Origin of the sequence: Bradyrhizobium sp. CIR48, assembly GCF_014198315.1 — a bacterium.
Taxonomy (GTDB): domain Bacteria; phylum Pseudomonadota; class Alphaproteobacteria; order Rhizobiales; family Xanthobacteraceae; genus Bradyrhizobium.
On the sequence record NZ_JACIHG010000014.1, the window covers coordinates 20328 to 45001 of the forward strand.

Annotated in this window: 23 protein-coding genes; 14 read left to right on the forward strand and 9 right to left on the reverse strand. The window is 64.3% G+C overall.

Annotated features, from left to right (window positions below):
• Positions 1-7 precede the first annotated feature (7 nt).
• On the reverse strand, positions 8-922 hold the full coding sequence (locus GGD66_RS34340; protein WP_092261509.1) for a DMT family transporter: 915 nt from the start codon (positions 920-922) through the stop codon (positions 8-10).
• Positions 923-1190: 268 nt separating this feature from the next.
• Between GGD66_RS34340 and GGD66_RS34345 the strand changes: the two genes are divergently transcribed.
• The 3 genes from GGD66_RS34345 to GGD66_RS34355 all read left to right on the forward strand — a co-directional run bounded on the left by GGD66_RS34345 (position 1191) and on the right by GGD66_RS34355 (position 4679).
• Positions 1191-1673: a MaoC family dehydratase gene (locus GGD66_RS34345; protein WP_183261107.1), complete on the forward strand. Its 483-nt coding sequence runs from the start codon at positions 1191-1193 to the stop codon at positions 1671-1673.
• Between the two features lie 85 nt (positions 1674-1758).
• Positions 1759-2799, forward strand: coding sequence for a GTPase ObgE (obgE, locus tag GGD66_RS34350; RefSeq protein WP_183261109.1), 1041 nt, complete (start codon positions 1759-1761; stop codon positions 2797-2799).
• 245 nt (positions 2800-3044) lie between these two features.
• Positions 3045-4679: an alkaline phosphatase family protein gene (locus tag GGD66_RS34355; RefSeq protein WP_183261111.1), complete on the forward strand. Its 1635-nt coding sequence runs from the start codon at positions 3045-3047 to the stop codon at positions 4677-4679.
• A gap of 23 nt (positions 4680-4702) precedes the next feature.
• On the opposite strand, the gene comJ is transcribed toward GGD66_RS34355, so the two are convergent.
• The gene (gene comJ, locus GGD66_RS34360) at positions 4703-5209 is read right to left on the reverse strand and encodes a competence protein ComJ (protein WP_092261416.1); all 507 of its coding nucleotides are present in this window, start codon (positions 5207-5209) and stop codon (positions 4703-4705) included.
• 28 nt (positions 5210-5237) lie between these two features.
• Positions 5238-6206: a Bug family tripartite tricarboxylate transporter substrate binding protein gene (locus tag GGD66_RS34365; protein ID WP_183261112.1), complete on the reverse strand. Its 969-nt coding sequence runs from the start codon at positions 6204-6206 to the stop codon at positions 5238-5240.
• 189 nt (positions 6207-6395) lie between these two features.
• Here GGD66_RS34365 and proB point away from each other — a divergent pair, with 189 nt between their 5' ends.
• From proB to GGD66_RS34415, 10 genes are all read left to right on the forward strand, one after another.
• Positions 6396-7517: a glutamate 5-kinase gene (proB, locus tag GGD66_RS34370; protein ID WP_183261115.1), complete on the forward strand. Its 1122-nt coding sequence runs from the start codon at positions 6396-6398 to the stop codon at positions 7515-7517.
• A gap of 279 nt (positions 7518-7796) precedes the next feature.
• Entirely contained in the window at positions 7797-9092 is a 1296-nt protein-coding gene (locus tag GGD66_RS34375) for a glutamate-5-semialdehyde dehydrogenase (RefSeq protein WP_183261117.1), read from the forward strand.
• Positions 9093-9112: 20 nt separating this feature from the next.
• Entirely contained in the window at positions 9113-9757 is a 645-nt protein-coding gene (locus tag GGD66_RS34380) for a nicotinate-nucleotide adenylyltransferase (protein WP_183261119.1), read from the forward strand.
• A 222-nt stretch (positions 9758-9979) separates the two neighbouring features.
• Complete coding sequence (gene rsfS / locus GGD66_RS34385) at positions 9980-10336, forward strand: ribosome silencing factor (RefSeq protein ID WP_183261121.1); 357 nt, start codon at positions 9980-9982, stop codon at positions 10334-10336.
• Positions 10337-10448: 112 nt separating this feature from the next.
• A complete protein-coding gene (gene rlmH / locus GGD66_RS34390; RefSeq protein ID WP_018318848.1) occupies positions 10449-10931 on the forward strand; it encodes a 23S rRNA (pseudouridine(1915)-N(3))-methyltransferase RlmH in 483 nt (160 codons plus the stop codon).
• Positions 10932-10963: 32 nt separating this feature from the next.
• A complete protein-coding gene (locus tag GGD66_RS34395) occupies positions 10964-12322 on the forward strand; it encodes a murein hydrolase activator EnvC (protein WP_026202085.1) in 1359 nt (452 codons plus the stop codon).
• Positions 12319-13677, forward strand: a complete 1359-nt coding sequence (locus tag GGD66_RS34400; RefSeq protein ID WP_018318850.1) for a S41 family peptidase — start codon at positions 12319-12321, stop codon at positions 13675-13677. Before GGD66_RS34395 ends, GGD66_RS34400 begins: the two co-directional genes overlap by 4 nt.
• A 164-nt stretch (positions 13678-13841) precedes the next feature.
• Positions 13842-15080: a divergent polysaccharide deacetylase family protein gene (locus GGD66_RS34405; RefSeq protein ID WP_183261123.1), complete on the forward strand. Its 1239-nt coding sequence runs from the start codon at positions 13842-13844 to the stop codon at positions 15078-15080.
• A gap of 75 nt (positions 15081-15155) precedes the next feature.
• The gene (locus tag GGD66_RS34410) at positions 15156-15662 is read left to right on the forward strand and encodes an RNA pyrophosphohydrolase (protein WP_183261125.1); all 507 of its coding nucleotides are present in this window, start codon (positions 15156-15158) and stop codon (positions 15660-15662) included.
• Between the two features lie 63 nt (positions 15663-15725).
• On the forward strand, positions 15726-16226 hold the full coding sequence (locus tag GGD66_RS34415) for an RNA pyrophosphohydrolase (RefSeq protein ID WP_183261127.1): 501 nt from the start codon (positions 15726-15728) through the stop codon (positions 16224-16226).
• A gap of 164 nt (positions 16227-16390) precedes the next feature.
• Here the strand turns inward: GGD66_RS34415 and GGD66_RS34420 are convergent, their stop codons facing one another.
• The 6 genes from GGD66_RS34420 to GGD66_RS34445 all read right to left on the reverse strand — a co-directional run bounded on the left by GGD66_RS34420 (position 16391) and on the right by GGD66_RS34445 (position 23311).
• A complete protein-coding gene (locus GGD66_RS34420) occupies positions 16391-18037 on the reverse strand; it encodes an adenylate/guanylate cyclase domain-containing protein (protein WP_183261129.1) in 1647 nt (548 codons plus the stop codon).
• Between the two features lie 174 nt (positions 18038-18211).
• Positions 18212-18619 carry a F0F1 ATP synthase subunit epsilon gene (locus GGD66_RS34425; RefSeq protein WP_018318855.1) on the reverse strand — a complete coding sequence of 136 codons (408 nt, stop codon included), beginning with the start codon at positions 18617-18619 and terminating at the stop codon, positions 18212-18214.
• A gap of 87 nt (positions 18620-18706) precedes the next feature.
• The gene (gene atpD / locus GGD66_RS34430) at positions 18707-20149 is read right to left on the reverse strand and encodes a F0F1 ATP synthase subunit beta (RefSeq protein ID WP_018318856.1); all 1443 of its coding nucleotides are present in this window, start codon (positions 20147-20149) and stop codon (positions 18707-18709) included.
• 52 nt (positions 20150-20201) lie between these two features.
• On the reverse strand, positions 20202-21077 hold the full coding sequence (locus GGD66_RS34435; RefSeq protein ID WP_018318857.1) for a F0F1 ATP synthase subunit gamma: 876 nt from the start codon (positions 21075-21077) through the stop codon (positions 20202-20204).
• Positions 21078-21221: 144 nt separating this feature from the next.
• Positions 21222-22751 (reverse strand): F0F1 ATP synthase subunit alpha, encoded by a 1530-nt coding sequence (atpA, locus tag GGD66_RS34440; protein ID WP_018318858.1) that lies wholly within the window; start codon positions 22749-22751, stop codon positions 21222-21224.
• Positions 22751-23311, reverse strand: a complete 561-nt coding sequence (locus tag GGD66_RS34445) for a F0F1 ATP synthase subunit delta (RefSeq protein WP_092261423.1) — start codon at positions 23309-23311, stop codon at positions 22751-22753. Before GGD66_RS34445 ends, atpA begins: the two co-directional genes overlap by 1 nt.
• 683 nt (positions 23312-23994) lie before the next feature.
• Between GGD66_RS34445 and GGD66_RS34450 the strand changes: the two genes are divergently transcribed.
• Positions 23995-24495 carry a septal ring lytic transglycosylase RlpA family protein gene (locus tag GGD66_RS34450; protein WP_018318860.1) on the forward strand — a complete coding sequence of 167 codons (501 nt, stop codon included), beginning with the start codon at positions 23995-23997 and terminating at the stop codon, positions 24493-24495.
• Positions 24496-24674: the final 179 nt, after the last annotated feature.

The window sequence follows — 24674 nt, forward strand, 5'->3', positions numbered from 1 at the left end:
AGTGGGGTTACGCCGGCGGATTCACTTCCACGCTCTCGCGACCCAAATCCCGTTCGCGCAAGTAGATGTAGAACCCCGCGCCGATGATGATCGCGGCGCCGATGAGCGTGGCCATTGACGGCACGTCGCCGAACACGACGAAGCCGAAGATCACGGCCCAGACGATCATCGAATATTGATAGGGCACCACGACGCTGGCCGGCGCCAGCTTGAGCGAGCGGTTGACGCAGAACAGCGCGGTGACCGAGACGCATCCGGCCAGCGCGAAGATCACCAGGCTGCCAGGGGTCGGCGGCACCCAGTGGAAGGCGGACAGCACCGCGCCCAGCGAAAACGTGCCGACGAATTGCGAGGATGCCATCACGATATCGGGCGTCTTGCGCAGGCTGCGGGTGATCAGCATCAAGGTCGCAAACGACAGGCTGCCGCCGAGCGCGATCAGCGCCGGCAGGCTGACGGTCTGCGCCGATGGCCGCAGCGCGATCAGGACGCCGCAGAAGCCGATCAGGATCGCGGTCCAGCGCCGCCAGCCGACCTTCTCCCCTAAGAAGATCGCCGACATCGCGGTGACGAAGATGGGACCGGCAAGATAATAGGTGATGACGTCGGCGAGCGGCAGATAGACGGTGGCGAGGAAGAAAGCGGCGACCTCGAGCGTCGACAGCACGACGCGAAACAGCTGCAGCCACGGCCGCTCAAGGCGGACGAAATCATGACGCTGCCGCCAGATCAGCGGCGCGAGCAGCAGCAGCGCCGCGCAGGCGCGCAGGAACAAGAGCTGCCCCACCGAATAAGTCCCGACCAGGAACTTGCCCATGGCGTCGCCGAACGAGAACATGAAGATCGACAGCACCATCAGCCCGATGCCGGCGAGGCGCGCGGAGCGATCGTCATAGGCGGAGAGGTTCTTGAACAGGGGCATCGAATAAGTCGGACTGTGAGAGGTCGTCATTGCGAGCGAAGCGAAGCAATCCAGACCGTCTCCATGGCGGCAGTCTGGATTGCTTCGTCGCTACGCTCCTCGCAATGACGGGCGGAGAGAGCGCAGAAAATCAGCGGCAGAGTTCGCTTGCGGTCGTTTTTAATGACGTGAGCCGCCGCGGCAACCCCGCGCAAGCCGAATTGAACGGATTGTCGCACTCTTCGCATCGCGGTAGCGATAGGCGCCTCCCGAATGAAAGAGCATGGACATGACCGATTTCGATCCGAGCCAGCACCGCATGATCCCGACGCAACGCTGGTTTGAGGATTTCGTGGTCGGCGAGCGCTTCGTGCTGCCGAGCCGGACCCAGACCCCGGCGATCTTCGCCGCGTTCCAGACCGCGAGCGGCGACACCCATCCCGTGCACTATGACGTGGAATATTGCCGCAGCCGCGGCATGCCGCATCTGCTCGCCCACGGTTTTCAGACGCTGATCCACACCGCGCCGGGCGCCGGCCTGTTTCCGTTCATGGTCGAGGAGTCCCTGGTCGGCTTCCTCGAGCAGTCGAGCCGGTTCCTCAAGCCCGTGTTTGCCGATGACACCATCTACCCCGCGCTCGAAGTCACCGAGCTGGTGCCGGGCCGCACCACCGGCGCGGTGACGCTCCGCAGCACCGTGTTCAACCAGCGCAGGGAGCTGGTGCTGGAGGGGACGCAGAAATTCCTGATCCGGCGCCGGCCGACTGGTTAAGCAAGGGGCGAAATCGCGAGAAATTCGGCCGATTTGCGGGTCTATCCGGGTTGCCGCGGGAGACCTGCTGGCCTACCTATGGCCCATGAAATTCCTCGACGAAGCAAAGGTCTATATCCGCTCCGGTGACGGCGGGAACGGCTGCGTGGCGTTCCGCCGCGAGAAGTTCATCGAATTCGGCGGCCCCTCCGGCGGCAATGGCGGCCGCGGCGGCAACGTCATCATCGAGGTCGCCGACGGCCTCAACACGCTGATCGACTACCGCTACCAGCAGCACTTCAAGGCCCAGAAGGGCGAGAACGGCTCAGGTTCGGACCGCCACGGCGCCAACGGCAAGAACATCGTGCTGAAGGTGCCGATGGGCACGCAGATCTTCGACGAGGACCGCGAGACGCTGATCCACGACTTCACCAAGGTCGGCGAAAAGTTCGTGCTGGCCGAGGGCGGCAATGGCGGCTTCGGCAACGCGCATTTCAAGACGTCGACCAACCGCGCGCCGCGCAACGCCAATCCCGGCCAGACCGGCGAAGAGCGCTGGATCTGGCTGCGGCTGAAGCTCATCGCCGATGCCGGCCTCGTCGGCATGCCCAATGCCGGCAAGTCGACCTTCCTCTCCAAGGTCAGCGCGGCGCGGCCCAAGATCGCCGACTATCCCTTCACCACGCTGCATCCGCAGCTCGGCGTCGTGAATGCTGACGGCCGCGAATTCGTGCTCGCCGATATTCCCGGCCTGATCGAAGGCGCGCATGAAGGCACCGGCCTCGGCGATCGCTTCCTCGGCCATGTCGAGCGCTGCCGTGTGCTGCTGCATCTGATCGACGCCACCTGCGAGCACGCCGGCAAGGCCTACAAGACGGTGCGCAAGGAGCTCGACGCCTATGGCGGGCTGCTCACCGACAAGATCGAGATTGTCGCGCTGAACAAGATCGACGCGGTCGAGCCGGACGAATTGAAGAAGCAGAAGGACCGGCTGAAGCGCGCCGCCAAGAAGACGCCGCTGCTGCTCTCCGGCGTCACCGGCGATGGTGTCAAGGAAGCGCTGCGCGCGCTCGTCGGGGTGATCGGCGAAGCACCGGTGTCGGCCAAGGCCAAGAGCGCGGCCGAAGCGGAGCCGTGGTCGGCGTGATTATCGTCCCTGCCTAGTGCGCAATTGCGCACGGGGCGCAGGGACCCACACCGCGTGATCTCTCGATGCGGATGGTCGTAGTACCCGAACATCGAGTCTTCGCCAAACCACGCCCTGTGGTTATGGGTCCCTGCTTTCGCAGGGACGACAGTGGAGGATGCGGCTACGCGTACGCGCATCACCGGCTTGTCTTCGCTCCTCCAATAGCGCAGCATCGAACAATCAAGAAAATGCAGGGATGACGCATGGCGCGGGCGAAGAACGTTCTCTGGATCATGTGCGACCAGCTTCGCTATGATTATCTCGGCTGCACCGGCCATCCCACGCTGAAGACGCCGAACATCGACGCCATGGCCAAGCGCGGCGTGCTGTTCAGCAAGGCCTATGTGCAATCGCCGATCTGCGGTCCGTCGCGGATGTCGTTCTACACCGGCCGCTACATGCGCTCGCACGGCTCGCACTGGAACGGCTGGCCGCTGCGCGTCGGCGAGCCGACGCTTGGCGATCACCTCAACAAGATCGGCGTGCGCAACGTGCTGGTCGGCAAGACCCACATGGCGCCCGATCTCGAAGGCATGAAAGCGCTCGGCATTCCCCCGGAATCGATGATCGGCGTGCATGTCGCCGAATGCGGTTTTGAACCGTATGAGCGCGACGACGGTCTGCATCCGACCGGCCGCCCGCGACCGAAATACGACGAGTATCTGCGCCAGAAAGGCTTTGACGCCGCCAATCCCTGGGAGCATTGGGCCAATTCGGGCGCGGCGGAAGACGGTAGCTTGCAGAACGGCTGGCTGCTGGTGCATGCCGACAAGGCCGCGCGCGTGCCGGATGAGCATTCCGAAACGCCCTACATGACGCGGCGCGCGATGGATTTCATCGGCGAGGCCGAGACCGACGGCAAGCCATGGTGCCTGCATCTGTCCTACATCAAGCCGCACTGGCCCTATATCGCGCCGGAGCCCTATGCCAGCATGTACTCGACCTCGGACATGATCCCGCCGATCCGTTCGATGCGCGAACGGCAGAATCCGCATCCGGTGTTCGGCGCCTATATGGACATGCGCTACTCCCGCAACATGGCGCGCGACGATGCCCGCGAGAAGGTGATCCCGACCTATATGGGCCTGATCACCCAGATCGACGACCAGATGGGCGTGCTGATGAAATTTCTGGAGCAACGCGGCCTGCTGGAAACCACCATGATCGTGTTCACCTCCGATCACGGCGATTATCTCGGCGATCACTGGATGGGCGAGAAGGATTTGTTCCACGAGCAGTCGGCGAAGATCCCGCTGATCATCATCGACCCTTCGCAAGAGGCTGATGCCACGCGCGGCACGCGCAGCGACGCGCTAGTGGAGGGAATCGACCTCGCGCCGACCTTCGTCGACTATTTCGGCGGCAAGGTGCCGGGGCACATCCTCGAGGGACGTTCACTATTGCCGCTGCTGCGCGGATCGACGCCGCCTGATTGGCGCAAGGTGACGTTCTCCGAATACGACTACGCCATGCAGGACGTGCGGCTGAAGCTGAACCAGCCGATCGAGCGCTGCCGCCTGTTCATGGTGTTCGACGGCCGCTGGAAATACATCCACGCCTCCGGCTTCCGCCCGATGCTGTACGATCTCGAAACCGATCCGCAAGAATATGTCGATCGCGGCGACGACCCTGAGTGCGCCGGCATCATCGCGCGGTTGCAGGCCGAGCTGTTCGACTGGGCGCTGCATCCGAGCGGTCACATCACCACGCCCCCCGAAAAGATCGCAGCCTATGCCGAGAACCAGCTCCAGGTGAAAGGCGGCTTCCTGATCGGCATCTGGGATGAGAAAGAGCTCGACGCGATCAAGGACGGCATCGCGCAACGCGCGAAGATGTAAGCCAAATCATCGCTCGGTACGTCTTAAGGGCGGTCCACGAGTCGTCCTTCGAACTCCGGTTTGCCCGGAACCAGAAAGAGGCGATACCACTCGACATCTTTTCGCTGGGCGAATTCGACATCAGCGAGCTTCGTGCTCTCGCCGAGGCTCAATTGATCGATTCCAAGATTTTGCGCGGCCGCATAGATCGAATAATCGCCCGGCTCCACGTCTGCGGAATATGCAGACTCATTGTCGATCACCGACATGACGTGAACGCGTCCGCTCTCGGATCGGAAGTGGACGCAGGTGATCCGCTGCCATTCATCGAAGGAGGGCGGCCGGCTAGCGGCGACCAGCTCGACCCAATGGTCATTAAGATCAGCTTCGGTATTGATCATGCGGAACGTGGGCGCGCCTGCAAAGCCCCGTTTGGTTTTCTCGTCATTCCAATTTTCATCAGCACCAAGCGGTCTGCGCGGATCGTCGCAGACGACGATCTGATAGTGACTCGCAAACAACCGCGCGGCGCCAAGCAGCTGCTGTTCCATTAGCAGAGATCCACTTCACGATTACGGTTCAATTCTCGATCTTGTATCCCGTCGCCTTGACGATCGGCTGCCAGAACGCCGTGTTCGCGGCGAGCTCCTTCGAAAGCCCGTCCGCATTGCTTCCGACCGGAATCAACCCGATCGCGGTGAGCTTCTCCTTCACCTCCGGCTTGGCCAGCATCGCGACCGCGGCTGCGCTGAGCTTTTCGGCAAAATCCGGCGGGCTGCCGGCGGGGAGCCACATGCCGTACCAGCCGTCGGCAACGAGATCGATGCCGCTTTCCTTCAGCGTCGGCACATCGGGAACGAACGGCGAGCGCTCTGCGCTTGCGATCGCGAGGATCCTCACGCCGTTGGCACGATGCTGCGCGATCGCATCGGATACCGTGGTGATGCCGAATGGCAGATGGCCGGCGATGAGGTCATTCATGACAAGCGCGCTCCCGCGATAGGGCGCCCGGGTCATTGAAAGACCAAGGATCTGTTCAAGTCGCCATCCGAGGAAGTGCGGGATGTTGCCGCTGCCTGGTGTCCCATAGGCGGCCTTTGCGACATTTGCCCTCAACCAGGTGACGAGTTCACTAAAACTACCCACCCCGATCGCGGGACTTGCAACGACGGCAAACTCGAAGCGAACGAGTTGCGACACGGGGACGAAATCCCTGGCCGCGTCGAAGCTCGGTTGATTCTCCACCATCGGCAGCAGGTACATGGTCGGACCGGTCGTCACCAAGATTGTATTGCCGTCCGAGCTTGCGCCCTTCACGGCCCTGATTCCGATCAACCCGTCACCACCGGTACGATTCTCGACGATCATGGTTCGCCCAAGCGGGCCGCCGAATTGCTCGGCGATGAGACGACACAAGGCATCACCGCTGCCGCCTGCCGCGAACGGGAAGATGATGCGCGTCAGCGGACCGGATTGAGCATGTGCGCCAATGGCCTGCGCCAGCAAGGGCAGCGAGAGGCCTCCGGCAATGAAGCTGCGTCGGTCCACGTCATCCTCCCTCGTTATTGATTATTCGAGGCATAGACTGCCCGGGCCTCGGCCGACAAGGGTGCCGTTAGGCCTATTTACCGGCTCCTCTGCCTTGCGCCGGCCACCGTCCTGCTGCAAAAGCTAGCCGCATCGGCGCCGCCCCTTTTTGCTCCGCCGGACCAACGACAGAGCAATTTGACGACCGCCATGGCCAGCCCCGAACTCAGTCAATTCCGCCGCATCGTCGTCAAGGTCGGCTCCGCGCTGCTGGTCGATTCCGACAAGGGGGAGGTGCGGGCGTCCTGGCTCGCCGCGCTCGCCGACGACATGGCCAAGTTGCACAGGGAGGGACGCGACGTCCTCGTCGTCTCCTCCGGCTCGATCGCGCTCGGCCGCAGCCGCCTCAAGCTGCCGCGCGGCCCGCTCAAGCTGGAAGAGAGCCAGGCCGCCGCGGCCGTCGGCCAGATCGCGCTGGCGCGGATCTGGTCCGAGGTGCTCGGCGCGCACGGTATCGGCGCCGGCCAGATCCTGGTGACGCTGCAGGACACCGAGGAGCGCCGCCGCTATCTCAATGCACGTTCCACCATCGGCAAGCTGCTGGAGTGGCGCGCGATCCCCGTGATAAACGAGAACGACACGGTCGCCACCAACGAGATCCGCTACGGCGACAATGACCGCCTCGCCGCCCGCGTCGCCACCATGGCGAGCGCCGACCTGCTGGTGCTGCTGTCCGACATCGACGGACTCTACGACGCCCCGCCGAAGAACAATCCGAACGCAAAGCTCATTCCGGTGGTCGAGAGCATCTCCTCGGAGATCGAGGCTGTCGCTGGCGATGCCGAGTCCGAGCTGTCGCGCGGCGGCATGCGCACCAAGGTCGAAGCGGCCAAGATCGCGACCACCGGCGGCACGCATATGCTGATCGCCTCCGGCAAGATCGAGCATTCCTTGCAGGCGATCGCCGACGGCGGCCGCTGCACGTGGTTCCTGACGCCGGCCAATCCGATCACCTCGCGCAAGCGCTGGATCGCGGGCACGCTGGAGCCGAAGGGCACACTGACCATCGACGCCGGCGCCGTGACGGCGCTGCGCGCCGGCGCCAGCCTGCTGCCGGCCGGCGTGATCAAGGTCGAGGGCCAGTTCGCCCGCGGCGATGCCGTGATCGTGCGCGGCCCCGACACCAGCGAGGTCGGCCGCGGCCTGATCGCCTACGACGCCGAGGTCGCCGAGCGGATCAAGGGCCGCTCCTCCCCGGACGTGATGACCATCCTCGGTATCAGCGGAAGATCGGAGATGATCCACCGCGACGATCTCGTGGTGGGCGGGTAAGCCGCCTTCGTCATTCCGGGTCGGCGCGCTAGCACCGAACCCGGAATCTCAAGATTCCCCGGTGCGCAATTGCGCACCTGAGGTCTGGTCCTTGACCATCCCGGAATGACAGCACAAGCCAGGCCCGCGGATGGCCGGGTCAAGCCTGCCATGACGGCAGGGCTGGGCCAATGGCCGAGCCCAAACCCACCGGCCGAAGCCCTGCCATACCCTGCCGACCCTTCGCAAAAGCGGGATTTCCGTGCTAGGACACCGCCTTAGCAGAAGGTTGAAACTCCCATGGCCGCCCCCCTCAAAGCCGTCGACGGCAATGCCGATCTTCAGGCGCTGATGTCCGATCTCGGAACCCGTGCCCGCGCTGCCGCGCGCGTGCTGGCGCTGGCGCCGCCGGAGCAGAAGAACCGGGCGCTGGAGGCCATGGAGCGGGCGATCCGCGCGAGCTCTGCGGCGATCCTTGCCGCCAATGCCGAGGACGTCGCCGAAGCCCGTGCCTCCGGCAACGCCACATCCTCCTTCATCGATCGCCTGACGCTGACGCCGGCCCGCATCGAGGGCATGGCCGAGGGCATCGGCATCGTGCGCGGCATCGCGGATCCCGTCGGCATCGTCACCGAGAGCTGGCAGCGGCCGAACGGCATGAGGATCGAGCGCGTGCGCGTGCCGCTCGGCGTCGTCGGCGTGATCTTCGAAAGCCGGCCGAACGTTGCGGCCGACGCCGGCGTGCTGTGCCTGAAGTCAGGCAATGCCGTGATCCTGCGCGGCGGCTCGGACAGTTTTCGGTCCTGCCGCGCGATCCATGAATGCCTGGTGCAGGGCCTGCGCGAGGCGGGCCTGCCCGAAGCTGCGATCACGCTGGTGCCGACGCGCGACCGCGCGGCAGTCGGCATGATGCTCTCGGGCTTGAACGGCGCGGTCGACGTGATCGTTCCCCGCGGGGGAAAAAGCCTCGTCGCGCGCGTCGAGCAGGAAGCGCGCGTGCCTGTCTTCGCGCATCTGGAAGGCGTCAACCACGTCTATGTCGATGCCAGCGCCGACCTCGCCATGGCGAAGTCGCTCGTGCTCAACGCAAAAATGCGCCGCACCGGGGTCTGCGGCGCGGCCGAGACGTTGCTGGTCGATCGCGCGGCGGCCGGCAAAAATCTGAAACCGCTGGTCGAGATGCTGATCGAGGCGGGCTGCGAAGTGCGCGGCGACGAAACGGTGCAAGGAACGGATGCGCGCGTAAAACCTGCCAGCGAAGACGATTGGGACACCGAATATCTCGACGCGATCATCGCGGCGAAGGTCGTCGACGGCGTCGATGGCGCAATCGCGCACATCCAGAACCATGGCTCGCATCACACCGATGCGATCGTGAGCGCGGATGAGGCGGCTGCGAAGAAATTCCTGAGCGAGGTCGATTCCGCGATCGTGCTGCACAACGCCTCGACGCAGTTCGCCGATGGCGGCGAGTTCGGCTTCGGCGCCGAGATCGGGATTGCCACCGGCCGCTTCCACGCCCGCGGCCCTGTTGGCGCCGAGCAGCTGACGAGCTTCAAATATCGCGTTCACGGCACCGGACAGACGCGGCCGTAAGCAACGTCGCGGGGCGGGCATTGAGCAACAATTTCGTCGTGCCGCGTTTCGTGGCGCAAGCGGTCCCGCCCCACACGGAGGGCATGCGCATCGGCCTGCTCGGCGGCTCGTTCAATCCGCCGCATCAGGCGCATCGCGCGATCAGCCGGTTCGCGCTCCAGCGATTGCAACTCGATCGCGTCTGGTGGCTGGTGACACCAGGCAATCCGCTGAAGCAGAACGGTAATCTGCATGAGCTCGGCGAGCGCATGCAGGCCGCGCGCGACGTCGCCGATGATCCCCGGATCGAGGTCAGCTGTCTCGAATCCGTCATCCGTACGCGCTACACTATCGACACGATCAACACCTTGCGCCGCCGCTTCTCGGGCCTGCGCTTTGTCTGGATCATGGGCGCCGACAACCTCGCTCAATTCCATCGTTGGCAGAACTGGCGGCGCATCGCCGGCCAGGTCCCGATGGCAGTCATCGACCGCCCGCCGCAGAGTTTTCGCGCCCTCGCCTCCCCCGCAGCCCAGGCGCTGGCACGCTACCGCCTGCCCGAGAGCAAGGCAGCGCTGCTTGCGGACCGGCCGGCGCCGGCCTGGGTATTCCTGACCGGATTGAAGCTGAATCTGTCCTCAACGGGCTTACGGAACCCGGACGGGAGCTGGAAAGGTAAAATGTGAGGACGAGGGCGTGGATGTGGTGTGGGCTTTCGCCTCTCTGGCATATTGAAACCCTTAACCCCACATGATGTAGTGTAACCAGTGAGCGCGGATTCGGCGTTCGCGATACAGTGAAAGGAATGGTCCCTGACCACATCTGTATTGTCCAAGTCAGCTTCGACGAAGTCTGTTTTACCCAAGGTTGCCAAGCCGGCGCGTAAAACATCAGCCAAAGCTGCGGCCTTGAAGGCGCAACCCGACGCCGACAAGACGCTGAGCCTGATCCTCTCCCGCCTCGAGGACATGAAGGCGGAAGAGACGGTCACCATCGACCTTCGCGGCAAATCGGCGTACTCCGACTACATGATCATCACCACCGGCCGGGTGAACCGGCACGTTGGCGCGATCGCGGAAAACGTCGCCAAGGGCCTCAAGGAAAACGGCATCAAGAACATCCATGTCGAGGGCTTGCCCAATTGCGACTGGGTGCTGATCGATTCCGGCGACGTGATCGTGCACGTGTTCAGACCCGAGGTCCGCGAGTTCTACAATCTCGAGCGATTGTACACGCAGGGCCCAGGGGCGGCGAAGGCGATCTAGGCTGATCGAGCCGATTTCGAATCGGCTGACGCGCATGCTAGCGTCGTGCGCGCGCCATTTGCGCGCGGTCTTGAAAACACGACCCTGAAGATATCAGGCCCCTGAAGATATCATGCGCGTTGCTGTCATTGCGGTGGGCCGGCTGAAGCAGGGCCCCGAACGAGAGCTTGCCGACCGCTATTTCGAGCGGTTCGACGAGGCCGGCCGCAAGCTCGGATTCCGCGAACTCCTGGTCCACGAAATCCCCGAGAGCCGCGCGCGCGACACCGCGACGCGGATGACCGAAGAGGCCGCCGCGATCTCCGCGCATATTCCGGACAAATCGATCCTGGTGGCACTGGACGAGCGCGGGCAAAATCTCGACTCCACCGTATTCGCACGGCATCTCGGGCGCTGGCGGGACGAAGGGGCCGGACATACTATCTTCATGATCGGAGGGGCGGACGGACTTTCGCCCGAATTGCGCCGTAAGGCCAAGCTCGCGATCGCGTTCGGCTCTGCGACCTGGCCGCACCAAATGGTCCGCGTCATGCTTCTGGAACAGCTTTATCGGGCCGCCACCATTCTGGCCGGCCACCCCTATCACCGCGCGTGATCCGCGCCACAACGGGCACTTTTGCCGACACGATGCGAGCGCCGCTCCTCAACCTGCTGCTGATCGGAAGCGTTGCCGGCGCAAGCCTCGCGCAAGCTTACATAAGCCTCGCGCAAGCCCAGACCGCAGCGCCGGCGCCACAGACCGCCGCCGTCTCGCCCGACGCCATCAAGCAGCGCGAGCAGGAGCTCGAAGCCGCGCGCGCCCGGCAGAAGAGCGCGGAAGAGGCGCAGGCCAAGCTCAAGGCCGAGATCACCTCACTCGGCCAGGACCGCACTCAGCTCAATCAGCAGCTGATCGACACCGCCGCCAATGTGCGCAGTGTGGAGACCAAGATCGACGAAACCGAAGCCCGGCTGCGCGCGCTCAACGGACGCGAGCAGGCGATGCGCTCCTCGCTCGATTCGCGCCGTGCCGACATCGTCGAGGTGCTGGCAGCACTGCAGCGGGCCGGACGGCGCACGCCGCCGGCGCTGCTGGTGCGGCCCGAAGATGCGCTGCAATCACTGCGCACGGCGATGCTGCTCGGCGCCGTGGTGCCGGAGTTGCGCGGCCGCGCCGAAAAGATCGCAAGCGAGCTCGGCGAGCTCGTGGCCTTGCGCAAGAATATCGCCACCGAGCGCGACCAGCTCGCTTCCGATCGCGACAAGGTCAGGAGCGACCAGACCCGGCTCACCGCCCTCGTCGACGAGCGGCAGCGCCAGCAGGCGGCGCGCGAAAAGGACCTCGACGCGGAGAATTCGCGCGCCATCGCGCTTTCGAGACAGGTCGGCGATCTCCAGGGCCTGATCACCAAGATGGAGCAGGATCTGCAAAGCGCCGCCAAGGCCGCCGAGAAGGCAGCCGAGGCCGCAAGGCAGGCCGAGGCCAAGGCGGCGGCCAGCGCCAGCGCGAGCGCCAAGTCCGGGCCGGGCGTGTTCAAGGACCGGTCCCGTACCACCCCCGCGATCGTCTTTGCTTCCGCCAAGGGTCTCCTGCCTCTTCCGGTTAACGGTAACAAGATCAGGGATTTTGGCGGTTCCGACGGGGTCGGCGGGGTTCAGAAGGGCATTTCGCTGGCGACCAAGCCCGGCTCCCAGGTCACAACGCCGTGTGACGGCTGGGTGGTCTATTCAGGCCCGTTCCGCAGCTATGGACAACTCTTGATCCTCAACGCCGGGGGCGGGTATCATGTCCTGATCGCCGGGATGGAGCGCATTTCGGTCAACATCGGACAGTTTGTGCTCACGGGGGAGCCGGTTGCGACGATGGGATCGACCTCTCAGGTCGCCTCCATTCTCGCGACGAACGCGAGTCAACCTGTGCTGTATGTCGAGTTCCGTAAGGACGGCACTCCAATCGATCCAGGCCCATGGTGGGCCGCAAATGAAGGCGAGAAGGTTCGCGGATGATGCGCAAGACTTCAGTAATCCTCCTCAGCGCGGCCACCGGTGCGGCGCTGATGCTGTTCGTGACCCAGCCGCGCGCGGTGTTCATGGGCTCCAGCGCGCGAGCCGCGACCGCAGACACCTATCGCCAGCTCAATCTGTTCGGTGACGTCTTCGAGCGCGTGCGCTCCGACTATGTCGAGAAGCCCGACGACACCAAGCTGATCGAATCCGCCATCAGCGGCATGCTCACCGGCCTCGATCCGCATTCGAGCTACATGGACGCCAAGAGCTTCCGCGACATGCAGGTGCAGACCCGCGGTGAGTTCGGCGGCCTCGGCATCGAGGTCACGATGGAAGACGGCCTGATCAAGGTGGTCTCGCCGATCGACGACACCCCGGCTTCGCGCGCCGGCGTCATGGCCAACGACATCATCACCAATCTCGACGACGAGGCGGTGCAGGGCCTGACCCTGAACCAGGCGGTCGAGAAGATGCGCGGCCCCGTCAACACCAAGATCAAGCTCAAGATCATCCGCAAGGGCCAAGACAATCCGATCGATGTCACCCTGGTGCGCGACAACATCCGCGTCCGCTCGGTGCGCGCGCGCGTCGAGGCCGACGACATCGCCTATATCCGCATCACCACCTTCAACGAGCAGACCACCGAAGGCCTGAAGCGCGAGGTCGCCAACCTCTCCAATCAGATCGGCGACAAGCTGAAGGGCTACATCATCGACCTCCGCAACAATCCGGGCGGCCTGCTCGAGGAAGCGGTCACCGTGTCCGACTCGTTCCTGGAGAAGGGCGAGATCGTATCGACCCGCGGCCGCAATGCCGAGGAGACCCAGCGTCGTACCGCGCATTCGGGCGATCTGACCAAGGGCAAGCCTGTCATCGTGCTGGTCAATGGCGGCTCGGCCTCGGCATCGGAGATCGTCGCCGGCGCGCTGCAGGACCACAAGCGCGCGACCATCGTCGGCACGCGCTCGTTCGGCAAGGGCTCGGTGCAGACCATCATTCCGCTCGGAAGCGGCAACGGCGCGCTGCGCCTGACCACGGCGCGCTACTACACGCCGTCGGGCAAGTCGATCCAGGCCAAGGGCATCGTGCCCGACATCGAAGTGCTGCAGGACGTGCCGGACGAGCTGAAGTCGCGCACCGACACCAAGGGTGAGGCTTCGCTGCGCGGTCATCTGAAGAACGATGGCGACGAGAAGACCGGCTCGCAGTCCTACGTCCCGCCGGACGCCAAGGACGACAAGGCGCTCAAGCTCGCCGACGACCTGCTCCACGGCATCAAGAACAGCGCCTCCGCCGCGCCCACCCCGGGCGGCGACAACAAGGCTACGACCGACAAGCCCAAAGCGGCGAACTAAAGTCGGCGCATCCACGCGATCCCACGAAAGGGCGGCTCCTCGGAGCCGCCCTTTTTGCTTGGAACTCCTGGTTGCTGGAAACTCCTGGCATCCCCGGCCTATCCCGGCCTGCCGCCGCTTGACCCCGGCGTGGTATCGTCATTGGCAGTGATTCGGGATCGCGCATGACTGAAACGGCCGATGATCTGAGCGCCCCGCTCGGACAGGACAAGCCGCGTCGAAAACGCCGGCTGCGGTTGCCGTTCACGGCCATGCAGGCGCTCGCCGTGCTGCTCGGCCTGTTCCTCCTCACCTTTGCCGGCTTCGCCATCTTCAACAAGGATCCGCTCGGCGGCGAGCCGATGACGCGGATCGCCATCCGCGAGAACGGCGCCGACAAGGCTCCCGCCGAGAAGCCCGCCGCCGGCCACGGCCAGGACGGCAAGCAAGACAGCAAGCAGTATAGCAAGCACGACAGCCAGGAGACGCCGAAGCAGGCCGCACCGGGCGAGCAGAAGACCGTCACCATGATCGACGGCTCCACCGGCGCCCGCCACGACGTGGTGATCGGCGAGGACGCAGGCGACAAGGCCGGGGCCGCTTCGGCCCCACCGCCCGTCATGGCCGGGATCAATCCAAAACTGCTGGAGAAGTCACGCTACGGCATGATCCCGGTGGTCGCCGACGGGCTGAAAGCGTTCAACGTCTATGCGGCGGACGCCGATCGCGCCAAGGCCGCCAAGGTGCCGGTGGTGGCCATCGTGATCGGCGGGCTCGGCGTCGGCGCCGCCAAGACCACCGATGCGATCATGAGGCTGCCGGCGGCGGTGACGCTGGCCTTCACGCCCTACGGCACCGATCCCGGCAAGCTCGCCGAACGGGCCCGCGCACAGCGCCACGAGATCTTCCTCCAGATCCCGATGGAGCCCTACGACTTCCCCGACAATGATCCGGGACCGCAGACGCTGCTGACCTCGCTCAGCGCCGACCAGAACATGGACCGCCTGTTCTGGCATTTCAGCCGGATGCAGGGCTATGCCGGCATCACCAATTTCATGGGCGCCCGCTTCATCGCGACGGAGCCGGCGATGCAGCCGATCATCCGCGAGGCGGCCAAGCGCGGCCTCGGTTTCTTCGACGACGGCTCCTCGCCCCGCAGCATCGCAGCCCAGGCCGCGGCGAACCAGGCCATGCCGTTCGGCAAGGGCGACATCGCGATCGACGTGGTGCCGACCCCGACCGAGATCGACCGCGCCCTGAACAAGCTGGAATCGGCGGCACGCGAGCGCGGCGCGGCTGTCGGCACCGCCTCCGCCCTTCCCGTCTCGATCGAGCGCATCGGCGCCTGGACCAAGACGTTGGGCGACCGGGGTATCCTTTTGGTGCCATTGACAACCGCGATGCTGAAATCAAAATCCAGCTAAATCAACGGATTGGTACGGCACGGGTCCCGCGGGACCGGTCAAGCCTTACCGACAGCATGCGAGAGGTCTGGCGGAATGGCGCGTTACGAGGATCTGCCCTACCGGACCTGCGTCGGTGTGATGCTGATCAACCCAGAGGGACGGGTATTCATCGGCCGCCGCGCCGGCGGCATCGAGCATGTCGACGACACCCATGTCTGGCAGATGCCGCAAGGTGGCGTCGATCCCGGCGAAGACACCTGGGACGCCGCCAAGCGCGAGCTCTATGAGGAGACCAGCGTGCGCTCGGTCGAGCGGCTCGGCGAGGTCCCGGACTGGCTCACTTACGACATTCCGCGCACGGTCGCCGGGCGCGCCTGGAAGGGCCGCTATCGCGGTCAGCGCCAGAAATGGTACGCGGTGCGCTTCACCGGCAAGGACAGCGAGATCAATGTCGCCAGTCCCGGCGGCGGCGGCCACAAGGCCGAATTCGTGAGCTGGCGCTGGGAGCCGATGAAGAATCTGACCGGGCTGATCATTCCCTTCAAGCGCCCGGTCTATGAGCGCGTGGTGCAGGAATTTTCCGCGCTGGCGGACCAATAAATCGAATTGTCGTCCCGGCTTCGGTGCTAATGCATCGCCGGAACGACGACGAGAGATTGACGCGTGACGAATCAAAAACCCTACCGCCCCAACGTCGGGATCGCCCTCTTCAACACCGAAGGCCGCGTGCTGATCGGCCATCGCTTCAAGGGCGACGGACCCGAGATCATCCTGCCCGGCCTCGACTGGCAGATGCCGCAGGGCGGCGTCGACGACGGCGAGAATTTGCGCGATGCCGCGATGCGCGAGCTCTGGGAGGAGACCAGCGTCGTCAGCGCGGACTATCTCGGCGAGACCGACTGGCTCGCTTACGAATTCCCGCCTTACGACGGACCGCAGACGCATCGCCTCGCGAAGTTTCGCGGCCAGCGGCAAAAATGGTTCGCGCTGCGCTTCACCGGCAAGGATGACGAGATCGACCCGCTGACGCCGCGCAACGGCCAGCCCGCGGAGTTCGATGCCTGGCGCTGGGAGCGCCTCGACCGTGTTGCCGACGTCGTAGTGCCGTTCCGCCGCGAGGTTTATCAGGCCGTCGCGCAGCAGTTCGCGGCCTTCGCAAACTAAAACCGCGAAAACAACCCCATGCACAGTAGAATGGGGTTTGAAATGGTTGGAGAAATTTTGGCGGACATTTGCGTGAGGGGGCCCCGCTATCTCGCTCCCTCCCCCCTTGTGGGGGAGGGAACGCACCTATGTCGGCGCGCCGGTGGGGCCTTTATCGCATCACCCTAATTAATCGGCCCCACCGTGAACGGGCCGAGTGCGATGACGTGGCAGTCGCTGTCGCGCTTGGCGCAGTCGGATAGCGCGGAAGCGACGGCGGCCTGCTCGTCGGCGGCCTTGAGGCCGAGGCCCGGTCGGCCCGCGGTGCCGACCGCGACCGCATTCCAGCCCATGGCGTCACCGAGCTTGCGCACGACCTCGCCGCGCGCATCCGCCACGATCGACGCGTTGGAGGCGGCGTTGAAGAAGCCGGTGATCTTGAACAGGGTCGGGATCGGCACGACGAAATTATCGTCGATCGCGACCACGAGGCACGCCACGCCAGCGATCGCGCCGCACGACTCCAGCGAACGGCGCGCGGCATCTTCGGCGGACGCGGCGCCGAGCACCATGAAATATTGTCCGCCGGGGCCGAGCGCGACCGAGCGGGATTTCGCCGCGGGCACGAACATGTTCTCGAGCCGGACCTTTTGCGGGTCGCGCACCATCGGAAAATCCTTCGATGCGAAGGTCCGCTCGGTCATGGCGTCGTGCCGGAAATAGGGAGACGGCGGCATCGGCGGCTTGCCGTGCGCGTAGACGACGTTGTTGCCGACCGCATAGAGCTCGCAGCGCCGCGGCGATTGCGCGGCATCGGCACGCTTCTGGCACTGCTCGATCGCGGTGTTGCGCGCGGCCTCCTCGTTCGGCTGGTTCAGGGCCGAGCCGGTGAAGCCGCCGACATTGAGCGCGAAAGCCTTGTAGTCGCCGGCCGCGGAATAGTCGCCGGCAAGGTAGTTGCGGACGCGCTCGTTGATGAAGGGCACGCTGTCGGCCGCAAACTTGCCGGCCATCGGCGCGGCCGATGGTGACGGCGCAGGCATTGGCGCCATCGCAGCGCCGGCATTCTGCGGCGCCATTGGGGTCATCGGCGCTTTCGCCATTTGAGTCGGCGCAGGGCTCAGCGCCGCGCTTGGTGCTGCGGCCGGCGTCGCTGCGACATTCGCCGTCTGCTTGAGCTTGGTGTTGTAGAGGAAGCCGGTGACGCCGATGCCGGTGACCGAGACCACGGCGACCACCAGCGGCCACATCCACACCGGTGCTGCGGCCACCTTGGAAGCCGCCTTCTTCAGCTGCGGCTTGCTATAGCTGCCGTCCTCGCGCCGCATCGCCACCATGTAGGCATGCACCGGCGTCGGGATGTTCTTGACCTCCTGCGCGCCGATATCGGCGAACTGCACCGAGAGCTTGTTGGCGACCTGCTCATGCACCGCGCGCGAGACGCAGATGCCGCCCACCTCGGCGAGACCCTCCAGCCGCGCCGCAATGTTGACGCCGTCGCCGAGCAGATCGCCGTTGCGCTCGACCACGTCGCCGATGGTGATGCCGATGCGGAACGACATCTGCCGGCTCGGCGGATAGGCCATGTTACGGGTCCGCAAGGATTCCTGGATGTCGATCGCGCAACGCACCGCATCGACCGCGCTCGGGAATTCCGCGAGCACGGCATCGCCCGCCGTATTGAAGATGCGCCCGCCGGCCCTGGCGATGAAATCGTCGACGACCTCGCGATAGGAGGCGAGCCGCCGCAGCGTCTCCTCCTCGTCTTCGGCAACCAGTCTCGAGTAACCGGCAATATCGGCTGCGAAAATCGCTGCGATCTTGCGTTTCATCTGCGACCCGCCCCGGGAACAAATTCGCAGGGCAGAATGCCGCGATCGGTAACACGGTGCAACAAAGTTTCAGCGCCCGCCACGGGTGTGACGAGCGCTGCACTTGGTCAGGGAATGTCTTGCAGGGTTGTCTTGCAGGGTTCTCGCTCGAGCCCCGGAGCGGTGCCCCGGGGCTTAGTGCATAGCCGTCGAGTTGAGCTGCTGCTGGATGCTCTTGAAGTGGTCGAGCCGCTCGATCGCCTGATCGAGCTCGCTGCCTTCGTGCTCCTTCAGCCCCTCTTCCATCTCCGAGATGGTCGCCGCGAACTGGGCGCGGTCGAGCTCGGCCAGCGACGTCGCGACATCGGCGAGCACGGTCAGGCCCTTTTCGGAGACTTCGGCGAGACCGCCGAGCACGATGACCTTCTCATGGCGGCCAGCCGTGGTGATGGTGAGGATGCCCGGACGGATCGCGGCCACGACCGGCGCATGCCCTGCCAGCACGCCGAAATCACCCTCGACGCCGGGGATGTCGACCTGATCGACCTCGCCCGAGAACGCGAGCTTTTCCGGAGAGACGAGATCGAAGTGGAAGGTAGCCATGGTGTACCTGCGAATGGTGAGTAGCGAATGGCGAGTGGCGAAGAGAGCAGCGCGTCTATTCGCTGCTCCCCATTCGCCATTCGCGCCTTAGGCCGCTTCCGCCGCCAGCTTCTTGCCCTTCTCGACGGCTTCTTCGATCGTGCCGACCATGTAGAAGGCAGCTTCGGGCAGGTGGTCGTACTTGCCTTCCACCAGACCCTTGAAGCCCTTGATGGTGTCGGCGAGCTCGACGAACTTGCCGGGCGATCCCGTGAAGATTTCGGCGACGTGGAACGGCTGCGACATGAAGCGCTCGACCTTGCGGGCGCGTGCCACCGTCAGCTTGTCCTCTTCCGAAAGCTCGTCCATGCCGAGAATGGCGATGATGTCCTGGAGCGCCTTGTAGCGCTGCAGCACCTGCTGGACCTGACGGGCAACCGCATAGTGCTCCTCGCCGACGACCAGCGGGGAGAGCATGCGCGAGGTCGAGTCGAGCGGATCCACCGCCGGATAGATGCCCTTTTCGGCGATCGAACGCGACAGCGTGGTGGTCGCGTCAAGATGCGCGAACGAGGTCGCGGGCGCCGGGTCGGTCAAGTCGTCGGCCGGAACGTAGATGGCCTGCACCGAGGTGATCGAACCCTTCTGGGTGGTGGTGATGCGCTCCTGCAGCGCGCCCATGTCGGTGGCGAGCGTCGGCTGATAACCCACCGCCGAAGGAATACGGCCGAGCAGCGCCGACACTTCCGAGCCGGCCTGGGTGAAGCGGAAGATGTTGTCGACGAAGAACAGCACGTCCTGGCCCTTGTCGCGGAAGTCTTCCGCGATGGTCAGACCCGTGAGCGCGACGCGGGCGCGGGCGCCGGGCGGCTCGTTCATCTGGCCGAACACCAGCGCGCACTTCGACTTCACGCTCGGATCCGGATTCTTCGGATCGGCGTTGACCTTGGATTCGATGAACTCGTGATAGAGGTCGTTGCCCTCGCGGGTGCGCTCGCCGACGCCGGCGAACACGGAGTAGCCGCCGTGCGCCTTCGCGACGTTGTTGATCAGCTCCTGAATCAGCACGGTCTTGCCGACGCCGGCGCCGCCGAACAGGCCGATCTTGCCGCCCTTCGCATAGGGAGCCAGAAGATCGACGACCTTGATGCCGGTGACCAGAATTTCAGCTTCGGTCGACTGGTCGGTGTAGCTCGGCGCGTCCTGATGGATGGGGCGCAAGCCTTCGGCGTTGACCGGGCCGGCTTCGTCGATCGGCTCGCCGATGACGTTGATGATGCGGCCGAGCGTGCCTTCGCCGACGGGAACGCGGATCGGCTGGCCGGTGTCGGTCACTTCCTGGCCGCGCACCAGACCTTCGGTCACGTCCATCGCGATCGTGCGCACGGTGGACTCACCGAGATGCTGCGCAACTTCCAGCACGAGACGGATGTTACCGTTCTTGGTTTCCAGCGAATTGAGAATGGCCGGGAGGTGGCCCTCGAACTGAACGTCGACGACGGCGCCCATGACCTGGGTGACGCGACCGACCGGGTTAGCTGCTGTAGCCATGAAGCTCTCCTTCGAAATTCTTTACTTGAACGACCGTCGTTGAGTTCGTGCGTCAGACCGCCTCGGCGCCGGAGATGATCTCGATCAGCTCCTTGGTGATCTGGGCTTGACGGGTTCGGTTGTAGATCTGGGTTTGCTTGCGGATCATTTCGCCGGCGTTGCGGGTGGCGTTGTCCATCGAGCTCATCTGCGCGCCGTAGAACGAAGCAGTGTTCTCCAGCAGCGCGCGGAAGATCTGCACCGCGATGTTGCGCGGCAGCAGGCCCGAAAGGAGTTCGTCCTCCTCCGGCTCATATTCGTAGGACGTCGACGGCGCGTTCGCCGCCTTCTCTTCCACGACCAGCGGAATGATCTGCTGCGCGGTCGGGATCTGGGCGATCACCGACTTGAACTGCGCGTAGAACAGCGTGCAGACGTCGAACTCGCCGTTCTCGAAACGGGCCAGCACCTTCCTGGCGATGTCCTCGGCGTTGACGAAACCGAGCTGACGAACGCTGCGCAGGTCGAGATGCTCGACGATCTGCTTGTCGAACTGGCGGCGGAGCTGCTCATAGCCCTTGCGGCCGACGCAGAAGAATTTGACTTCCTTGCCCTGCGCCATCAGCGCCTGGGCACGATCGCGCGCGAGACGCACGATCGAGGAGTTGAAGGCGCCGGACAGGCCGCGCTCGCCGGTGCAGACCAGCAGCAGGTGGACCTGGTCCTTGCCGGTGCCGGCCAGCAGCGCCGGCGCGCCGGGCGAACCGGCGGCAGCGCTGGCGATGTTGGAGATCACCGCGCTCATCTTGTCGGCATAGGGGCGCGCAGCTTCGGCCGCCTGCTGGGCGCGGCGCAACCTGGACGCAGCGACCATCTGCATGGCCTTGGTGATCTTTTGCGTCGCCTTGGTGGAGGCGATGCGCACGCGCATGTCTTTAAGTGACGCCATTCTTCGTTCACCCCGGCGGTTCGACTGATACGTCGGACCGCTAGCCTGTCCCGATCGCAATGCCCGGCCGGGCGCCGGGCACGCTTCTTATTGTCTTGCCTCTCGCGAAGCGATCATGGCCGGAAGACCCGGCCATGACGACGCTTAAGCGAAGCTCTTCGCAAAACCTTCGACCACCGACTTCAGCTTGGCAGCCACGTCGTCGGAGAGGTCGCGGGTGTCGCGGATCGAATTGAGGATGTCCACGTTCTTGCCACGCAGCAGCGACAGCAGGCCGTCCTCGAACGCGCGCACCTTGTTGACCGGGAGCGGATCGAGATAGCCGTTGGTGCCGGCCCAGATCACGCAGACCTGCTCTTCCATCTTCAGCGGCGCGAACTGCGGCTGCTTCAGGAGCTCGGTCAGGCGCGAGCCGCGGTTCAGCAGGCGCTGGGTCGAGGCGTCGAGATCGGAGCCGAACTGCGCGAACGCCGCCATTTCACGGTACTGCGCCAGCTCGCCCTTGATCTTGCCCGCGACCTTCTTGGTGGCCTTGGTCTGCGCCGAGGAGCCGACGCGCGACACCGACAGACCGACGTTCACCGCGGGACGGATGCCCTGGAAGAACAGGTCGGTTTCCAGGAAGATCTGACCGTCGGTGATCGAGATGACGTTGGTCGGAATGTAGGCCGACACGTCGTTGGCCTGGGTTTCGATGACCGGCAGTGCGGTCAGCGAGCCCGAGCCGTGATCCTTGCTGAGCTTGGCCGCGCGCTCGAGCAGACGGGAATGCAGGTAGAACACGTCGCCCGGATAAGCTTCGCGGCCCGGCGGGCGGCGCAGCAGCAGCGACATCTGGCGGTAGGCGACGGCCTGCTTGGACAGATCGTCATAGATGATGACCGCGTGCATGCCGTTGTCGCGGAAGAATTCGCCCATGGTGCAGGCGGTGAACGGCGCGATGTACTGCATCGGCGCCGGATCCGAAGCGGTGGCGGCGACGACGATCGAATACTCGAGCGCGCCCTGCTCTTCCAGTACCTTCACGAACTGGGCAACCGTCGAGCGCTTCTGGCCGACCGCGACGTAGACGCAGTACAGCTTGATGTTCTCGTCGGGCTGCGCGTTGAGCGGCTTCTGGTTCAGGATGGTGTCGAGCGCGATCGCGGTCTTGCCGGTCTGACGGTCGCCGATGATCAGCTCGCGCTGGCCGCGGCCGATCGGGATCAGGGCGTCGATCGCCTTGAGGCCGGTCGCCATCGGCTCGCTCACCGACTTGCGCGGAATGATGCCGGGCGCCTTGACGTCGACGCGCATGCGCTTGTCGGCCTGGATCGGGCCCTTGCCGTCGATCGGATTGCCGAGCGCGTCGACGACGCGGCCGAGCAGGCCCTTGCCGACCGGCGCGTCCACGATGGCGCGGGTGCGCTTGACGGTCTGGCCTTCCTTGATCTCACGGTCGCCGCCGAAGATCACGACGCCGACGTTGTCGGTTTCGAGGTTCAGCGCCATGCCGCGAGTGCCGTTCTCGAACTCGACCATTTCGCCGGCCTGGACGTTGTCCAGACCGTAGACGCGAGCGATACCGTCGCCGACGGACAGCACCTGTCCGACTTCGGAGACTTCAGCTTCCTGGCCGAAATTCTTGATCTGGTCCTTGAGGATCGCGGAAATTTCCGCGGCGCGGATGTCCATCAGCCTGCCTCTTTCATCGCGTGCTTGATCGAATTGAGTTTGGTGCGAAGCGAACTATCGATCATGCGGCTGCCAAGCTTGACGACGAGGCCACCGATGATCGAGGGATCGACATTCACGTTGAGCGCGACGTCCTTGCCGGTCACCGACTTCAGGGCAACCTTGAGGGCGTCGAGATTCTTGTCCGAAAGCGTTTCCGCCACGGTGACGTCGGCCGTCACCTCGCCCTTGAACCTGGCGACCAGGGCCCGGTAGGCGCGAATGACGTCGACCACCGCAAACAGGCGGCGATTGGCGGTCAGGACCTTCAGGAAATTGGCGGTGATGCCGGCGATGCCGGCCTTGGCCAGCACGGCCGAAAGGGCCTTGGACTGGGCATCGGCTGCGAAAACCGGGCTACGGACGAGGCGCTTTAGATCGGCGCTCTCATTCAGCATGGCCTCGAATTTCTCGAGATCGGCTTTGACCTCGTCGACCACTTTCTGGTCGCGGGCCAGTTCAAACAAGGCCGTTGCATAACGGCCGGACACACCTGAAACGGACGTATCTTCTGCAGCCACAGACGCGCTCTTTTTGCTGTCAAACTCGCAAGGGAAAAACCGTCGCCACAAAGCGGCGCCAAGCGATCCAAGCCCTTGGAATTCAAGCGGGACTTCGATTTCCGGCCGACACGGGACGTGCCGGATCCGTTAAAATCGCGGCTTTGCTAACATAGCAGGCGCGCAGGTGCAACATGACGCCAAATTAAAGGCACGAGGTTCTGTCGCCAGTTCGTCGCACGCTGGATGCATCGATCACACCGGGTCCGAGGACCGTAGCTAGGGCTTGATCACCTCCTTGGGTGACGGCCTGCCGCGCGACGGAATTGTCGCGGGCTTCGCCGCGATCCCCGTCTTTGGTTCCTGCCCTCAGCGCATAGCGGCCATGAACACGGATCGCTGAGGCGTGATTCCAGCCTTGCCGGCTCCACTCGCCGAATACTTACCCAATTCTAAATGCTCAAGGTCATCACTTCGCTTTTACAGTATTTACAAGTAACCAATAGGTTAACAAATCGTTAAAGGCGAAGATTAAGGGGAATCGGCTGAATATCTCGTCCCGGTAACAAGATATTTCATGACGACACAGAATGGATTTACTGCCCAATTCACGCCTCATTAGGAATCGAAACGCCAACCCGCTCACAAACTGATGGGGGCTCCACTAGCCACATGTGTGGCTATACTAGCTTAGGGACCACTAAATGCTGTCTTTGAAGACGCTGGGCTTTGTGACCCGGCCGCGCACGGCGATCGCTTTCATTGCCGCAACTCTTCTCATCGGTGGAACTGCCACCGAAGCTTCCGCCAAATCCCGGCATCACCGGCATCATCATCACCGCCACCACGCTCAGACCGATACCAACGCGACCTCCGATTGGCGCAACGCCAATGCGTCGATGACGCCGACCTCGGGCACGGGCCACAGCTTCTCCGGCATGGCCTCCTTTTACGGCAACGAGTCCGGCAGCCGCACGGCCTCGGGCCAGCGCTTCAACCAGAATGCTATGACCGCGGCGCACCGTTCGCTGCCGTTCGGCACCAAGCTGCGCGTCACCCACGGCGGCTCGAGCGTCGTCGTCACCATCAATGACCGTGGCCCGTTCATTCGCGGCCGGGTTCTCGACCTCTCCACGGGCGCTGCCCGCGCCATCGGCCTCACGGGTCGCGGCGTCGGCCGCGTCACCGCGGAAGTCGTCTCCTAAGGCGCGATAAAGCGTCTCATCGAGCGCGCGCAGTTTTCATCAGTTTGATGCGCGCATGAAACAAGCCCGCGGTCTTGGGGGACCGCGGGCTTTTTTATTGGCACGTCGTAGCCCGGGCGGAGCGCAGCTGCCGTAGGGTGGGCAAAGCATTCTCCGGCGCTTGCAGAGCGGCGGCGGAT

Bases quoted from the DNA above. Each gene is read 5' to 3' on its own strand.
- GGD66_RS34340 (WP_092261509.1), bottom strand. From the start codon at position 922: ATGCCCCTGTTCAAGAACCTCTCCGCCTATGACGATCGCTCCGCGCGC.
- GGD66_RS34345 (WP_183261107.1), top strand. From the start codon at position 1,191: ATGACCGATTTCGATCCGAGCCAGCACCGCATGATCCCGACGCAACGC.
- obgE (WP_183261109.1), top strand. From the start codon at position 1,759: ATGAAATTCCTCGACGAAGCAAAGGTCTATATCCGCTCCGGTGACGGC.
- GGD66_RS34355 (WP_183261111.1), top strand. From the start codon at position 3,045: ATGGCGCGGGCGAAGAACGTTCTCTGGATCATGTGCGACCAGCTTCGC.
- comJ (WP_092261416.1), bottom strand. From the start codon at position 5,209: ATGGAACAGCAGCTGCTTGGCGCCGCGCGGTTGTTTGCGAGTCACTAT.
- proB (WP_183261115.1), top strand. From the start codon at position 6,396: ATGGCCAGCCCCGAACTCAGTCAATTCCGCCGCATCGTCGTCAAGGTC.
- GGD66_RS34375 (WP_183261117.1), top strand. From the start codon at position 7,797: ATGGCCGCCCCCCTCAAAGCCGTCGACGGCAATGCCGATCTTCAGGCG.
- rlmH (WP_018318848.1), top strand. From the start codon at position 10,449: ATGCGCGTTGCTGTCATTGCGGTGGGCCGGCTGAAGCAGGGCCCCGAA.
- GGD66_RS34395 (WP_026202085.1), top strand. From the start codon at position 10,964: ATGCGAGCGCCGCTCCTCAACCTGCTGCTGATCGGAAGCGTTGCCGGC.
- GGD66_RS34400 (WP_018318850.1), top strand. From the start codon at position 12,319: ATGATGCGCAAGACTTCAGTAATCCTCCTCAGCGCGGCCACCGGTGCG.
- GGD66_RS34405 (WP_183261123.1), top strand. From the start codon at position 13,842: ATGACTGAAACGGCCGATGATCTGAGCGCCCCGCTCGGACAGGACAAG.
- GGD66_RS34410 (WP_183261125.1), top strand. From the start codon at position 15,156: ATGGCGCGTTACGAGGATCTGCCCTACCGGACCTGCGTCGGTGTGATG.
- GGD66_RS34420 (WP_183261129.1), bottom strand. From the start codon at position 18,037: ATGAAACGCAAGATCGCAGCGATTTTCGCAGCCGATATTGCCGGTTAC.
- GGD66_RS34425 (WP_018318855.1), bottom strand. From the start codon at position 18,619: ATGGCTACCTTCCACTTCGATCTCGTCTCTCCGGAAAAGCTCGCGTTC.
- atpD (WP_018318856.1), bottom strand. From the start codon at position 20,149: ATGGCTACAGCAGCTAACCCGGTCGGTCGCGTCACCCAGGTCATGGGC.
- GGD66_RS34435 (WP_018318857.1), bottom strand. From the start codon at position 21,077: ATGGCGTCACTTAAAGACATGCGCGTGCGCATCGCCTCCACCAAGGCG.
- atpA (WP_018318858.1), bottom strand. From the start codon at position 22,751: ATGGACATCCGCGCCGCGGAAATTTCCGCGATCCTCAAGGACCAGATC.
- GGD66_RS34450 (WP_018318860.1), top strand. From the start codon at position 23,995: ATGCTGTCTTTGAAGACGCTGGGCTTTGTGACCCGGCCGCGCACGGCG.